The sequence below is a fragment of the Euzebyales bacterium genome (genome assembly GCA_035461305.1).
In the GTDB taxonomy this organism is placed as follows: Bacteria; Actinomycetota; Nitriliruptoria; order Euzebyales; family JAHELV01; genus JAHELV01.
In genome coordinates this window covers 56,990-71,148 of record DATHVN010000157.1, presented here as the reverse complement: position 1 = coordinate 71,148, position 14,159 = coordinate 56,990, and the positions used below count along the sequence as shown (strand labels likewise).

Annotated in this window: 16 protein-coding genes and 1 pseudogene; 6 read left to right on the top strand and 11 right to left on the bottom strand. The window is 71.6% G+C overall.

The features are described 5' to 3' along the window. Nucleotides 1–12: 12 nt before the first annotated feature. Nucleotides 13–422 (bottom strand): annotated as a pseudogene (locus tag VK923_14735) (CHRD domain-containing protein). A gap of 638 nt (nucleotides 423–1,060) precedes the next feature. Between VK923_14735 and VK923_14730 the strand changes: the two are divergent. Both VK923_14730 and VK923_14725 read left to right on the top strand, forming a co-directional pair. Beyond that, nucleotides 1,061–1,633 carry a hypothetical protein gene (locus tag VK923_14730; GenBank protein HSJ45929.1) on the top strand — a complete coding sequence of 191 codons (573 nt, stop codon included), beginning with the start codon at nucleotides 1,061–1,063 and terminating at the stop codon, nucleotides 1,631–1,633. A gap of 323 nt (nucleotides 1,634–1,956) precedes the next feature. Further along, a complete protein-coding gene (locus tag VK923_14725) occupies nucleotides 1,957–2,892 on the top strand; it encodes an LLM class flavin-dependent oxidoreductase (GenBank protein HSJ45928.1) in 936 nt (311 codons plus the stop codon). Nucleotides 2,893–3,506: 614 nt separating this feature from the next. Here VK923_14725 and VK923_14720 read toward each other — a convergent pair. From VK923_14720 to VK923_14705, 4 genes are all read right to left on the bottom strand, one after another. After that, the gene (locus VK923_14720; protein ID HSJ45927.1) at nucleotides 3,507–3,728 is read right to left on the bottom strand and encodes a hypothetical protein; all 222 of its coding nucleotides are present in this window, start codon (nucleotides 3,726–3,728) and stop codon (nucleotides 3,507–3,509) included. Between the two features lie 96 nt (nucleotides 3,729–3,824). Beyond that, nucleotides 3,825–4,472 carry an adenylate/guanylate cyclase domain-containing protein gene (locus tag VK923_14715; GenBank protein ID HSJ45926.1) on the bottom strand — a complete coding sequence of 216 codons (648 nt, stop codon included), beginning with the start codon at nucleotides 4,470–4,472 and terminating at the stop codon, nucleotides 3,825–3,827. 70 nt (nucleotides 4,473–4,542) lie between these two features. Then, entirely contained in the window at nucleotides 4,543–5,427 is an 885-nt protein-coding gene (locus tag VK923_14710) for an amidohydrolase family protein (GenBank protein ID HSJ45925.1), read from the bottom strand. A 10-nt stretch (nucleotides 5,428–5,437) separates the two neighbouring features. Beyond that, a complete protein-coding gene (locus tag VK923_14705; GenBank protein HSJ45924.1) occupies nucleotides 5,438–6,973 on the bottom strand; it encodes a benzoate-CoA ligase family protein in 1,536 nt (511 codons plus the stop codon). 101 nt (nucleotides 6,974–7,074) lie between these two features. Between VK923_14705 and VK923_14700 the strand changes: the two genes are divergently transcribed. The 4 genes from VK923_14700 to VK923_14685 all read left to right on the top strand — a co-directional run bounded on the left by VK923_14700 (nucleotide 7,075) and on the right by VK923_14685 (nucleotide 10,639). Next, nucleotides 7,075–7,479, top strand: coding sequence for a thioesterase family protein (locus VK923_14700; protein HSJ45923.1), 405 nt, complete (start codon nucleotides 7,075–7,077; stop codon nucleotides 7,477–7,479). Nucleotides 7,480–7,687: 208 nt separating this feature from the next. Next, nucleotides 7,688–9,118: an aldehyde dehydrogenase family protein gene (locus tag VK923_14695; protein HSJ45922.1), complete on the top strand. Its 1,431-nt coding sequence runs from the start codon at nucleotides 7,688–7,690 to the stop codon at nucleotides 9,116–9,118. A gap of 14 nt (nucleotides 9,119–9,132) precedes the next feature. After that, on the top strand, nucleotides 9,133–9,903 hold the full coding sequence (locus tag VK923_14690) for an enoyl-CoA hydratase-related protein (GenBank protein ID HSJ45921.1): 771 nt from the start codon (nucleotides 9,133–9,135) through the stop codon (nucleotides 9,901–9,903). Nucleotides 9,904–10,033: 130 nt separating this feature from the next. Continuing rightward, nucleotides 10,034–10,639, top strand: coding sequence for a TetR family transcriptional regulator C-terminal domain-containing protein (locus VK923_14685; protein ID HSJ45920.1), 606 nt, complete (start codon nucleotides 10,034–10,036; stop codon nucleotides 10,637–10,639). Here the strand turns inward: VK923_14685 and VK923_14680 are convergent. The 6 genes from VK923_14680 to VK923_14655 all read right to left on the bottom strand — a co-directional run bounded on the left by VK923_14680 (nucleotide 10,616) and on the right by VK923_14655 (nucleotide 14,140). Beyond that, entirely contained in the window at nucleotides 10,616–11,392 is a 777-nt protein-coding gene (locus tag VK923_14680; GenBank protein ID HSJ45919.1) for an enoyl-CoA hydratase/isomerase family protein, read from the bottom strand. The two genes, VK923_14685 and VK923_14680, sit on opposite strands and share 24 nt — an antisense overlap. A 147-nt stretch (nucleotides 11,393–11,539) precedes the next feature. Continuing rightward, nucleotides 11,540–12,301, bottom strand: a complete 762-nt coding sequence (locus tag VK923_14675; GenBank protein ID HSJ45918.1) for a Phenylacetic acid catabolic protein — start codon at nucleotides 12,299–12,301, stop codon at nucleotides 11,540–11,542. After that, on the bottom strand, nucleotides 12,298–12,630 hold the full coding sequence (locus tag VK923_14670; protein HSJ45917.1) for a hypothetical protein: 333 nt from the start codon (nucleotides 12,628–12,630) through the stop codon (nucleotides 12,298–12,300). The genes VK923_14675 and VK923_14670 overlap by 4 nt, the downstream gene beginning before the upstream one ends. A gap of 3 nt (nucleotides 12,631–12,633) precedes the next feature. After that, nucleotides 12,634–12,843 (bottom strand): hypothetical protein, encoded by a 210-nt coding sequence (locus VK923_14665; protein HSJ45916.1) that lies wholly within the window; start codon nucleotides 12,841–12,843, stop codon nucleotides 12,634–12,636. A gap of 1 nt (nucleotide 12,844) precedes the next feature. Next, nucleotides 12,845–13,198, bottom strand: a complete 354-nt coding sequence (locus tag VK923_14660) for a metal-sulfur cluster assembly factor (GenBank protein ID HSJ45915.1) — start codon at nucleotides 13,196–13,198, stop codon at nucleotides 12,845–12,847. 3 nt (nucleotides 13,199–13,201) lie between these two features. Next, nucleotides 13,202–14,140: a Phenylacetic acid catabolic protein gene (locus tag VK923_14655; protein HSJ45914.1), complete on the bottom strand. Its 939-nt coding sequence runs from the start codon at nucleotides 14,138–14,140 to the stop codon at nucleotides 13,202–13,204. Between the last annotated feature and the right edge of the window lie 19 nt (nucleotides 14,141–14,159).

Genomic DNA, 14,159 nt, shown 5'->3' with positions numbered 1-14,159 from the left:
CGTCGGGGAGCGTCAGCGGATCTGACCCCGGATCTCGCCGCCCGGATGCTCCAGGGTGTGGACGTTGACGTACGCGCCACCGGTGTCGACTTCGGCCACGAGGTCGGCCAGCGACATGCCCGCCAGCGGGCCGACGAGGTCGGCGTCTGTGATGGTGCCGGTCTCGAGCACGCCGTTCGCGGTCACCCCCTCGTCGACGAAACCGAACAGGAACGCAACCACATCGCCGTTCTCGCCCTGCTCTCCCAGATGGATGTGCGCCTGGGTCACGTCGTCGATCTTCGCCACGAAAGCGCCGTGCCGTCGGCGTTCAAGCGGAGGACCGTCTGGCCGACGGCGTTGGTGTCGACCGCCGGGACCTCCTGGGCACCTGTGAGGTGGGCGGTGTAGGTCGTCGGTCGGGCCAGCGCACCGGGTGCCATCATGAGCACCAGCAGCGCCGCCGCGAGTGCGAGCGTCAGTCGTCTTCGCATCGTTGTCTCCGTCGTCAGTCCGCACCGAGCGGAGTCGTCACGCCGCGGTCGTCGCACGAGGCGTGGGTCCGGAAGGGACTTACCTCGTGGTACGAAGCCGACGGCCGACGGTTCACCGCAGCGCGGGATACCGGACGCCGCCACGGTGAGCTGAGGAGGCGGGGACGACGCGCATCGGCCGCGCCGGGTCCGTGGTCAGCGAGGGCATGCTCGACACCAGGTCCACCGCGACGTCGGTCCAGATCCGTGCCACCACGGCGGAGTAGCGCGAGCCTGCCAGGGCGAGGTCCCAGGCGGCGCCAGCGCCGCCTGCATGCCGCGGGCCAGCCCGAGCCCGGGCGTGCGCAGCACCTGGTGGACCAACGGCGTCACGACGTGCCACAGGCGTGTCGGCATCGTCGCCAACGGGCCCGTCGGTCGACGCGACCCGTTGGTGGAGGCCTGCTTCGCCGTGGACATTGGCTGGCGCTCCGTCGACTTGGTTGGACGGCGATCGCCTGGCGCAGACGGTACCCAGCACGGCGTCCGTTGGTACATTGCTGCCAGCCGGGCGACGCCGTGCCGCAGGTCCCACGACGTCGTCGGACATGGAGTTGACGAGGATCGGACGTCGCACGGTGGCTCGTCGCAAGCGCAGGCCGGAGCCGGAGCCGGTCGACGCCCGTCCGCCACGCTGGCTGCTGTTCGGCTCCATCGGCTTGGTGGTCCTGCTGATCGGGCCTCCAGTGGCGTCGCTGGTCACTGGCGACGGCAACGCCCGCATGCTCGGCCTGGCGCTGTGGCCAGTGCTCGTGCTCCCCTTGATCTGGCGATCGCGGCTCGTCGTGGACCGCGACGGGGTCGCCTTCACCTTCCTGGGCACGAGGCACGTCCCGTGGTCCGAGATCGAGGCGATGGTGCCGACGTCGGCGGCGTTCGGGCTGCGGGGGCCGCACCTGCGCGTACGGGGTGGTCGTCCCGTGCCACTCAACCCCCTGTGGCGCGCCGACGGCAGGCCCGTGCCGGTTGCGGTCGAACCGTGGGCCCGTCGCAAGCGGGTCCGCATCGAGGGTGAGGTCGATGCGGCCACCCGCGGACGGTCCCAGGCGCTGACGATCGTCGTGCTCGTCGGCGTCGGTGCGTTGGTGGGGCTGCTGATCGCGCGGCTGACCGTCGGATGACGCCGTCCGGTGGCGCGGCCGGACATGGTGCGGCGCCTCCTCCCCGACTGACGATGCACGCGGCCCGCGAGCCGACGTCGACAGCTGAGCCGGTCTCGGCCCAGGAGTACCCGACAAAGGCACCGTGCGGGACGGTTCGAGGGAGGGTCATGTCATGGTCATCGCGGATCTGACCGGTCAGGTGCCGAACACCGCGCCGGCCCCGGACTGGCAGGTGTGTGGCCCGGTCCGCCACCGCGGTTGAACGGGCGGCGGGCTGAGCCGGGCAGCGCACGCCGATCCTGCCGGAGCCTGACCGTGCGCACCGGCCGACGGAGGATGCCATGACGGACAGCAGCGTGACCGGCCGCACCGCGGGTATCGGGTTCGCGCTCCCCGGCGTGCTGCGCGTCGATGCGGCCGCGGCGCTCGGGTTGCTCGAACGGACCGTCGACGCCGGGTTCGACCCGGTCATGTTCACCGAGGTCTGCGGGTTCCACGCGCCCGCGCTGGCGTCGGCGCTGGCGGCCAGGCGACCCGGCGTCCGTCTCGGCACAGCGATCATGCCGTTGGGCTCACGCACCGAGCCGACCATGGCGATGGCCGCGACGACCGTTGCGCAGATCGCGGGTGCACCGTTTCTGCTGGGCGTCGGGACGTCATCGCCCCAGATCGTGGGCGACTGGCACGGACGCGCCCACGACCCGCGCCTCGACACCACAAGGGTGCGGCTCGAGACGCTGCGGGCCGTGCTGGACGGCCTGCCGCGCGGATCGTTCCGCCTGCCGGTCCCGGCCGGGGCGGATGTCCGCGTCCTTCTTGCGGCGCTCGGACCGAACATGGCGGCGCTGGCGCTGCAGGCGGCCGACGGTGTCGTCCTCAACCACACACCCCCGGAGACCGTCGTCGACGCCCCCGACGGCGTGGACGTGCTCGCGTTCGTGTGGACCGCGGCGACGCCCGACGGCGACGCCCGGGTGCGGCGCGACCTGACATCGTATGCGATGGCCGCGCCGTACGCGCGCCACTACCGCCGGCTGGGGTTCGGCGACGTGGTCGACCGGGTCCACCGACTCCATGCCGAGGGCAGGCTGCGGGAGGCGCCAGCCATGCTGCCCGCCGGCATGGTCGCCGCCCTCTACACCGGCCAGGACGACCTGGCGGTTCGCTGCCGCGCCTACCGCCGTGCCGGCGCGCTGCCGGTGGTCGTGCCGGTGACCGGCGACGACCCGCTCGGTGACATCCGCCGCCTGATCGACGGGCGGGCCTGGGAAAGCTGACGCTTCCGCTGGGGGTCACCGTGCGCGATCATGGAAGCGGGTGCCGCGCCGGGTGACGGCGTGGCAGGGCAGTGACAGGACCGTGACTGCCGACCTCGGTGACACGGCCGACGCGCCAGGTCGGCGGGATCCTGGCGGATGTTCCGGCGCTGCGGACGCTGGTCACGAGCCGCGCACCCCTGCGGCTGCGCTTCGAGCGGGAGTATCCGGTGGCGCCGCTGGCGGACCCGGGTGCCCCTGGGCGCCGAGGGGGCACGCCTGACCGGACGAGCGCGGAGCTGCTGCACGGAGCCGGCTGGCTCGACCGTCACCTGGTCCGCAACGACGACGCCGAACGCCTGCTCGCCGCGACCTCGGGATCACCCACGAAGCGGTGCGCACCGGCTTCACCCGTCAGTGTCCCGGCGTCGGACAACGCCCGGACCGTCTCCTCGACGAACAGCGGCGTGCCGCCGGTCCGTGCCAGCAGCGCCCGGTGCAGGAGCGCGACGCTGGGGTGGCGCCCAGCAGCGCACGCACCCGGTCGTCGGCTGCGTCATCGTGCAGTGGCTCGAGATGGATCTGATCGTGGTGCGACCGGTCGATCCACCGATCGTCGTAGCCGGGGCGGGAGGTCACGACCAGATGGATCGGGCGTCCACCGCGGCCGCGACGATGTCGTCGAGGACGGCCTGCGTGTCCTCGTCGATCGAGTGCAGGTCCTCGACGACGAGCAGCTCGGTTCGGCGCCGGGCGGCCTCGCCGATCACGGCGCGGACGGCGTCGCGGATGCGCCGCCGGCGGCGCGGTGGGTCCAGGACGGCCCACTCGGCCCTGTCAGGCTCGCCGCCGACCATGGCGACCAGCGCGTCGATGCGGTGGCACCCACCGTCGGTGCCACCGTGGTCACGGTCGCGGCCAGCTGACCGCGGACGGTCGTCCTGTCGAGGCCGTCATGGCCGTCCGACTCCCCGAGCAGCAGCGGGATCAGCGGATGGTACGGCGACGACACCGGTGCGGCGGACCAGCCGGTGCACCTCGAACGGCTCGTCGAACCCGCGCACGGGCATCGCGCCGAGGCACTCGGTTTCGACGAAGCCCTGGGTCAGCCTGGCGGAATGCGCGGTCAGCAGCGCTTGTCCCGGCCCGGCCATCCGCTCCATCCTCGAGGCCAGGTGCACCGCCGGACCCAGCGCGGTGTAGTCCCGGGAGAGGTCGGTCTCGATCGTCCGCAGGAGGACCTCGCCGGTGTGCACGCCGACGCGGATGTCGATCGTTCCGTCGGTGGCCGCGCGCACGTCCGCCAGCATGTCCAGCGCCGCGTACGCCGCACGGACCGCGTGGTCCTCGTGTGCCACCGGCGCACCGAACAGCGCCAGCACGCCGTCGCCCATGACGGAGCTGACGATGCCGTCATAGGTGTGCACCGCCGCCGTCATCGCGTCCAGGACGGGCTGCAGCCGCGCCACGGCCTGCTCGGGGTCGACGTCCTCGATCACCCGGGTCGAGTTGACGATGTCGGCGAACAGGATGGTGACGACCTTGCGCTCGCCCGAGACGGCGTGGCGCCCCGCCCGTCGGGTCGCGGCGCCGGGGGACACGGACGCGCTGCACGTCGCGCAGAAGCGGTCACCGGACCGCACGACGGCGCCACATGCAGGGCACATGCCGTCAGTGTGGCAGACGCGCCGCCAGTGCCGGGAGCCGGTCGAGGCCGTAGACCTCGGAGGCGTTGCGCCACAGCACGCGTTCGAGCACGTGGATGGGCAGGCCGAGCCCGGCGACCGCCTCGGCATTCTTGCGCAGGCCGGGGATGGCGGGGAAGTCGGTGCCGAAGATGCACTTGGGCGCGAGGCGCTCGAACCCGATCGCGCGATAGTAGTCGGGTAGCCGGTGGGGCGGCAGTCCCGACAGCTCGATCCAGACGTGCTCGAACGTCAGCGCCATCCAGGCCGCCTGGTCGTAGAACCAGCCTCGCCCGCCGTGGGCGAGCACGAGGCGCAGGTCCGGGAAGTCGCGCACCACGTTGAGCAGCGGGGCCGGATCCGCGCGGATGTTCGTGGCGCCAGCGAAGTTGCTGGTGCCGCAGTGGACGACGACGGGCACGCCGGCATCACGGCATCGCGCGTACACCGGGTACAGGTCACGGCGGTCGACCGCGTAGTCGCCGTGTACGGGATGGAGCTTCAGCGCGACTGCGCCGAGGCCGAGCTGGCGGTCCAGCTCGGCCTGCGCAGGAAAGTGCAGGTGCGGGTTGAGGGCGGCGATCAGAACCACGCGGTCGGGTGCGGCGTCGCGGAGCGGCACCATGTCCTCGATGGTCTGCAGCCCGGTGACCCGCGGGCTGTACTCGGCCATCAGCAGCGCGACGTCGATGCCCTGGTCGTCGAGGTGCGCGACGTAGCGCTGAGGGTCGACGGTGCCGTCGGGGCGGTAGATCTCGTCGCGACGCAGGCCGGTGAGGTGCGGCGGCGCCCACTCGTCCCACGGCATCTTCAACGAGCCGACGGACACGATGTGCTGGTGGACGTCGACGACCGTGATCCCGTCGAGCATGCGGCGGCCGTCAGGCGTCCGCGCGCAGCTTGAAGCGCTGCACCTTGCCGGTGGCGGTCCGTGGCAGGTCGTCGACGTAGTGGATCCGGTGCGGGTACTGGTAGCGCAGCAGCTCCGCCTTGCACCAGTCCTGCAGCTGGGTGCTCAGCTCGTCGTCACCTTCGTGGCCCTCGGCCAGGATCACGTGAGCCACGATGGTCGTGAGCCCGTCGTGGGGGACGCCGACGACCGCCGCCTCACGCACCGCCTCGTGCTCGATCAGGCGGTTCTCGATCTCGATGGGGCTGACCCACAGACCCTTGACCTTGATCATGTCATCGGCCCGGCCCTCGTACCAGTAGCACCCGTCGGCATCCCGCCGGTAGCGGTCGCCCGAGAAGAACCACCGGCCCTGCAGCGCGCGGCGGGTCTTGGCGTCGTTGTGCCAGTAGTACGCCAGCGCGCTCGCGCCGCTGACCCACAGCTCGCCCTCCGCCTCGCCCTCCAGGACCCCACCGACGACGTCCGGGTCGCGCAGCTGCAGTTCGTAGCCGGGCACCGGTGTGCCCGACGAGCCTGGTCGCACCTGTCCTGGCCGGTTCGAGCAGTAGATGTGGAGCATCTCGGTCGAGCCGATGCCGTCGAGGATCTCCGTGCCGGTGCGGTCGTGCCAACGACGCCACACGTCGGCCGGTAGTGCCTCGGCGGCCGACGCGCCAAGCCGCACGCTCGACAGGTCGCGTGTGTCGACGTCGGGGTGGGCGAGCATCGCGTTGTACAGCGCGGGGACGGAGAACAGCACGGTCGGCCGGTGCGCCTCGATCGTGGCCAGCGCCTTGTCGGGCGTCGGGCGTCCGGTCATCTGCACGGCCGTTGCACCGACGTACAGCGGGAACGACAGCCCGTTGCCCAGCCCGTAGGCGTGGAACAGCTTCGTGGTCGAGAACACGCGGTCCTTCGACGACAGGTGGAGGACGCCCACCGCGTACCGCTCGCAGGTGACCGCGAGGTCGTGCTGGAGGTGCACGACGCCCTTGGGCCGCCCCGTCGAGCCCGACGAGTACAGCCAGAACGCCGGGTCGTCGGGGTGGCTGGTGAGCGGGTCCACGTGGTCCGTACCGTCGGCGATCCACGCGTCGACCGAGTCCTCGGGGTCGGCGTCGTGGCTGCCGCCGATCAGCACGGGCACGCCCAGGCGCTCGGCCTCCGGTCCGACCTTGTCCAGGAACGCGGCGTCGGAGACCGCGAGCGCCGCGTACGCGTCGGACATGGCGTAGGCGAAATCCGACGCTCGGGCGAGGAAGTTGAGCGGCACCGGGATCACGCCGGCGCGGATGCTGCCCAGGAACGCCGCGTGGAAGCGGGGGGTGTCGTCCATGACGAGCACGATGCGCTGCTCGCGCTGGACGCCGCGGTCACGCAGGCGGGCGGCGAACCTCGAGGCCAGTGCGTGCACCTCGGCGAAGGTGACATGGCCACCGTCGCCCGTGATGAGGGCGGTCTTGTCGGCACGGCCGGCGTCGAGGTTGCGGTCGGTGAGCAGGCTGATGTTGCGGTGCGGATCCATGACGGCCCTCCAGCCGCCGCCGGGCACCGGGATGCGTCCCGGTGGCGGGTGTCGCGTAGACTAACCGGTCAGTCAGGGGTGTCAAGACATCGGGGAGCGACGTGGGTGCGACGGTCACGCTCGAACGTCAGCTGGAGTGGATCGACACGGATGCCGCCGGCTACTGGCACCACAGCACGCTGTGGCGCTTCGTCGAGGCGGCGGAGGCGCAGCTGCACCGCGATCTCGGCATCGTCGACGTCACGTTCGGCTACACGCCGCGCCGTCGCCTCGAAGCGGAGTTCTTCGCGCCGCTGCACTTCGACCGGCCGGCCGCGATCACGCTGGAGGTCGCCCGCGTCGGGCGGACGTCGGCGACCTACGAGGCGCGCCTGGCGTCGAGCGACACGCTGATCGCGACTGCCCGCGTCGTGGTGGTCTTCATCGACGGTGACGGCCGCGCCTGCCCCTGGCCCCCGCCGGTCGCACGGGCGCTGGCCGACGGCGTGGCGGTGGACGTGCCTTGACAGACCGACCGGTCAGTCAGTTATGCTTCGTGGGGCCTGGTCCCACGGAACTCCCGTCCTGCAGGCGATCGATGTCCGAGGGCCCGGGGAGATCGATACAGGTGTCCGGGTCGACGACCGGACCGGGCGCAGGTGTCGGGGGCGAGCGCGACCGGCCTCCGCGACGCCCGCCGTCCGGCATCTGACGAAGGAGTTCGACGTGGCTGACATGTGGATCGCAGGCGAGCACGCCGAGGGTGACGGCGGTCGTCTGACCGTTGCCGATCCCGCGACCGATGAGCCGATCGACGAGGTGCCCGAAGCCGGTGCCGACGGCGTGGATCGCGCCGTGCGCGCGGCGCGGGAGGCCTCGGCGACCTGGCGCGCGACGGACGCCACCGAACGCGCCGGCCTCCTCCGGTCGTTCGCCGACCGACTCCAGGAGCATCGCTCCGAGCTGGTGTCCAGCCTCGTCGCGGAGCAGGGCAAGCCGATCCTCGAGGCCAACGGCGAGTTCGCCCACTTCATCGCCGGCCTCCGCTACTACGCCGAGGCTGCGACCAAGGTCCGCGGCAGCTACCAGGACCTGCCCAGCCAGTTCGGCCGTGCCTACGGTCTGATCGTCCGCCGGCCGTTGGGCGTCGTCGGCGCGATCATCCCGTGGAACTTCCCGCTGACCCTGCTGGCCAACAAGCTGGGCCCCGCACTGGCCGCCGGCAACACGGTTGTGGCCAAGCCCGCGCAGACGACGCCGCTCACCACGCTGCAGGTCGCCGAGCTCAGCGCCGACGCCGGTCTGCCGGCGGGGGTGTTCAACGTGGTGACCGGTGGCCCGGACACGGGGTCCGCGCTCGTGGCCCACCCCGACGTGAGGCGCATCGCCTTCACCGGCCAGACCGCGACCGGGCAGCGGATCATGGAGACCGCCGGGCCTGCGCTCAAGCACGTCAGCCTCGAGCTGGGTGGCTCGGATCCCACGATCGTCCTGCCCGATGCCGACCTGGACAGCGCGATCAAGATGATCCAGATCGGCCGCTACTGGAACTGTGGGCAGGCGTGCCTGGCGCCGAAGCGGGCGTTCATCCACACCGATGTCTACGACGACTTCCTCGACCAGTTCGTCGCGCGCGTCGGCCGGTACGAGCCGGGTCCCGGCACCGCCAAGCCCGAGAAGCCCAAGCTGCCGATCGGGCCGCTGCACACGGCGGCGCAGCGCGACGTGCTCGTCGCGCAGCTCGCCGACGCGGTCGACCGGGGTGCGAAGGTCCTGGTGGGCGGCGAGGCCATCGACGGGCCGGGCAGCTTCTTCCAGCCCGCCGTCGTCGTCGACGCGCCCACGGACTCGCGGCTGGCGACCGAGGAGGTGTTCGGACCGGTCCTGCCGGTGTGGCGCGTCGACGACCTCGACCAGGCGATCACGCGCGCCAACGACACCACCTACGGCCTGGGGTCGTCGATCTGGACGACCGACGCGGCGGCGATCGACCGCGCGATGCGCGACCTGGAGGCTGGCGTGACCTGGGTCAACCAGCTGCACTACGGCTACGACGAGTTGCCGTTCGGCGGCACCAAGATGAGCGGGCTCGGCAAGGAGCACGGACTCGAGGCGCTCGAGGAGTACGTCGAGACCAAGTCCGTCGTCGTCGGCGGTCTGACGTAGGCGAGGAGGCGCGCATGGCAGTGACCGCAGCGGTCGAGGACGGCATCGGCCGAATCACGCTGGACCGGCCGCCGGCGAACAGCTACGACCCCGCGTTCCTCGACGAGCTCGACGACGCCATCGGGGTCGTCGTCGCCGAGCACGCCCCCGTCGCGGTCGTCGCCTCGGCCAACGAGCGCTTCTTCTCCGCAGGGGCCGACGTCAAGGGCTTCCTGGATCGCGACGCGGACGCGAACAACGCGATGGTCCGTCGCGCCCATGAGGTCTTCGACCGCTTCGCCGCGGAGGCGCCCGTCTTCATCGCCCAGATCGCGGGCCACGCGCTCGGCGGCGGCTACGAGATCGCGCTCGCGTGTGACATCCGCGTCGCCGCAGAGGGCGGCTACCGCATCGGCCTCCCCGAGGTCACCCTGGGGCTGCTGCCGGGGACCGGGGGCACCCAGCGGCTGCCACGCCTGATCGGTCGGGGGCGTGCGCTTGACGTCATGCTGACCGGCCGCGCGGTCGACCCGGCCGAGGCGCACGCGCTCGGCATGGTCGACCGCCTGGTGCGGGCCCACGACATCGACGACGTCGTCGGCGAGTTGGCCGGCACGCTGGCGGCCGGCGCCCCCCTCGCGATGGCGGCCGTCAAGCGGGCCGTGCACGACGGTGTCGACCTACCGCTCGCCGAGGGACTGCAGCGCGAGCTCCAGCAACTGGCGCCGCTGTTCGGGACCGCCGACGCGCACGAGGGCATGACGGCGTTCACCGAGAAGCGCCGCCCGGCCTACGAGGGCGCATGAGTGCTGGCAGCGGCGGTCCCCTCTACGGCGTGTGCCCGGATCCTCGACCGACCCACCGCGGATGGGGCCATCTCGCCTCGCGAACCAACGCGACCAGGCACGCTGCGCGTGCCACAGGAAGGCGCACGTCATGAGTGCAGCGGAGGTCGTCCCGGAGCTGTCGCCGCGCGAGGAGGCGCTGGTGCGCAGCGCCTACAAGGTGATGTCCCGCCAGGGTGGCCACCGGCTGTCGCTGCAGGACATCGCCGACGAGGCGGGTGTCAGCAAGGGCCTCGTGCTGTACCACTTCAAGTCGAAGGACCGGCTGTTCCTGACGACCATGCGCTGGGCGCTCGTGCGCACCGCCGACCGCATTCGCGCTCGCCTGGCCGCGACGTCCGAGCCGACGGAGGCCGTGGCAGCGCTGGTCGAGGCGATCTTCGTCGACCCGGAGCGCAACCACGAGTTCACGCTGGTGTACCTCGACCTCGTCGAGCACGCCGCTCGGGTGCCGTCGTTCGGCGAGCTGTCGGCCGTCACCAACGAGATCATCAACGGCCTGTATGCCGAGATCATCGCCGAGGGGGTCGCGCGGGGTGCCTTCGACGTCGATGGCGTCGACGACGCGGCCGCAGCCATGCGTGCCTACATCGAGGGCACGCTGCTCACGTGGCTGCAGGACGACTGGCGGACCACCCACCAGCATTACCGGGCCCGCTGCGAGGCCGGGCTGCTACGCCTGCTCGGCGCCGCCTGACCGGCGTTCGCGGGCGCGTTCCAGCCGGTCGGCGAACTCGTCGGTGCCCACCAGCAGGCTCTGCCCGAGCGTCTCGATCGCCTGTCCGGTCGCCAGGGGCAGGCCGCCAACCGCCCCAAGCACGCGCTTGGTCACGGCGTACGCGTCAGGGCTGCGGCGCGCGATCAGGGCCAGACGCGCCCGGACGCGATCGTGTAGCACATCGTGGGCGACGACCTCGCTGACCAGGCCGAACCGGTGCGCGTCCGCGGCGTCGAGCTCGTAGCCACCCAGCACGAGGTCGCGCGCCCGGCCCAGGCCGATCAGCTGGACCAGACGGGCGATGCCGCCGTGGCTGGGCAGCAGGCCCAGGTACCCCTCGCGCCACAGCAGGCGGGCCCGGTGCGATGCGATCCGCACGTCGCACGCGAGCGCCAGCTGCGCACCGGCACCCGTGGTGACTCCGTTGATCGCGGCGACCACCGGCTTCTCGATCCGCTCGGCGAGGCCGATGACCTGCGTGAGCTCGTGGCTGGCGAACCGGAACGCCGTGTGGTCGGTCTCGTCGAACCGGTCGAGGTCGCCGCCGGCGGAGAACGCGGGGTCGGTGCCGGTCAGCACGATCGCGTGCACGTCGTGGTCGGTCGCGGCCTCGATCAGCGCCGCGGCCAGCGCGTCCCCCGTGGCAACGTCGAGGGCGTTGCGGACCTCCGGCCGGTCGAGCGTGATCCACCGGGCCGCGTCCTCGGTGTGGATGCGCAGTGGTTCACCCATCGTCGTGCGACCCCCGGTCGGCGGCGCCACGGTGGCGGACCCGCTCGAACGGGCTGTGGCACGCGTTGCAGTACCACTGCGCGGTCATGAGCAGCGAGCCGTACGCCGCGATCTCCTCGACGTCGCCCGAGCCACACCAGGGGCAGGTCAGTCCGTCGTCTCCAGGCGGCGCTGGAGCGGGTTCCAGTCCTGCCACGGCAGCTCCTCGTAGGTCCAGTCGCCGGGTCGCCCCGACACACCGACGTGGTAGTCGAGCTCGAGCAGCACGGGGGCGACGATGTCGAGGTACGCATTGCGCATGCCCGCGCCGTCGGCCGACAGCACGCCCGCCTCCCGCAGGATGCGCACTCCCTCCTCGTCAGCGGGCCCGAACCAGCACAGCACTTCGGGCAGCACGGACGCGAGCGGGCCGGTCAGGTGGCTGCGCCCGTGCTCCCACCGTCGGGTCAGCTCCACCAGACGGCCGCGGGCGAACTCGATGTTGAAGCGCGACTCGTCGAGCACACGGTCCAGCCGGCGCGACTGGTCCTCCAACGGTGGGTGCAGCGCACGCAGCACGACGTCGAGTGCGGGATCGACCAGGAACATCGTGGCGACCGCCTGCGCCCACGTCTCGAACGGGTCGTCGAGCGCGGACATGTTGTAGCGGCGCGTCCGGCCCTCGTCGGGACGGCCGAACCCGCCGGCGATCAGCTCGTCGACCAGTGGGTACAGCGCGCGGGCCTGTCCCAAATGGCCTTGGGCGATGCCCGCCGCGGCAACCGCGCTCTCGAGGCCGGGTGCACCCACCGCCCACTGCGACAACCAGCGCCCCAGGTGGTACTTGTTGTCAGCCACGACCCCGATCAGGTTGGCGATCCCGTCGTCGACCGCGGCCTCGCGGGTGGCCTCGGCGTACGGCGACGTCATGCCAGCGCCTCTCTCTGGTCCCCGCCCTCCGGCTCGCTGGCGCTCGCCCGCACCCTGGGGTCCCCGCCCTCCGGCTCGCTGGCGCTCGCCCGCACCCTGGGGTCCCCGCCCTCCGGCTCGCTGGCGCTCGCCCGCACCCTCAGATCGCCGCCGACCGGTACGCCGTCGCGCAGGATCCAGATGATCTCGTCGGCAGGCACGAGCGTCAGCTCGAGCCAGTCGCCGCCGATGCCCAGGTAGTCGACAGTCGGCGTGGACGCGGCCTCGACGGTGGTGACCAGCGCGAGCGGCTCGGCGTACTCGGTCCTGCCGAACACCAGGTACTCCATTGGCTACTCCGGCTCGATCAGGCGGACAACGGCGGACGCGGGTACCACGAACATGTCCTGCCAGCGGCGCTCGTCGTACAGCGTGTGGGCGAAGATCACCGCGTCGTCGTCGTTGTGCGCCTGGACCTCGCCCCCCTGGTGCAGCTGCGGCTCCTTGTCGTGACGGACATACACCTCGTAGGCGCGCATCCCCTCGTGCCCTGGCAGCGCCATCTCAGACCACCGCCACGGCGCGCAGCAGCTCGCGTCCCTCGGGCGTCACGTCGTTGCGCGACCACGGTTCGAGGACGTCGTCGACTCGCACGGACCGCACGCCGGACACCGTGCGGACCGCCGCCTCGACGTCCTCGCGGATCATCTCGACGCACGGGCACGCCAGCGACGTGTAGGTCAGCCCCACGACCACCACGCCGTCCGCGATGTCGAGGCGGCGGACCAGGCCAAGATCCACGATCGAAAGCGGTAGTTCGGGATCCTCGACCCGTTCGAGCGCGGACCACACTGTGGGGCGGTCGACCGATCCGTCGCAGTGCCCGACCGCCCGGTCACGCAGCATGTCCGCCGTCATCGCCTACGCCGCCCGCGACAGCTGGTCGACGCCGCGCTGGAGCTGCCGGACGAACCGCTCGTTGGCCGGGCCTCGGCCACGCCACCGGGTCATGACCTCCTCCCAGGTGATCTCGCCCTTCGCGTGGTCCCACTGCTTGGCCTCGGGGTCGAAGTCCATCGGGAAGGCGCAGTCGATCACGTACCGGTCCGCCTCGGCGTCGAAGTGGGCGGGCACGTCGAAGCCGTGCTCGATGCAGAACGGCACGACCGCAGACATCCACGTCTGGCGCAGCTCGTCGTTGGTCTTGCCCTTCAGCCTGTAGCCGACCTGGTCGGTGTGGCGCTTCAACGCGTCGGGCAGACCGAACCACTCCAGCGTGAGGATGAACATCCAGTCCATAGCTTGCTGGATGCTGCGCTTCGCGTCGTCGTCCCGCGAGAGCTTGGCGATCCACCGCTCGCCGTGGCGGAGGTGGAACGTCTCCTCGCGGTCGACCTTGACCAGCGCCCGCTTCCATGGCGCGAACGTCGTGTGCTCGAACACGTCGGACAGCAGCACGAAGCCGGCACGGTCGTAGAACGCGTTGGCCACGATCATCTCGGGCCAGGTCTCGAGTGGCACGTCGAAGGCGTAGGGGTGCTTGAACTCGTGGGGCTGACGCCCGTAGACGAGCTCGTCGACGTCGACGCCAAGGTCGCGCAGCATGCGGTAGGCGATGTGGGCATGCCCGACCTCGTCCTGGATGATCGAGACGATCGACATGTAGCTGGACGCGTTCGGGGCGGCGGAGGCCGCGCCCAGGTACGAGGGGGCGCTGATGAGCTCGGTGTCCGCGGAGACGATCAGCGTCCGCTCGAGCGCCTTGAGGTAGTCCTCCGACGCGTGCTCGACGCCCTCGACCAGGCGTCCGGCGGCGATGCGCTCCCGCATCTCGTCGTTGGACAGGCTGCCTCTGCTCATCGGTCGGGCTCCCCACACG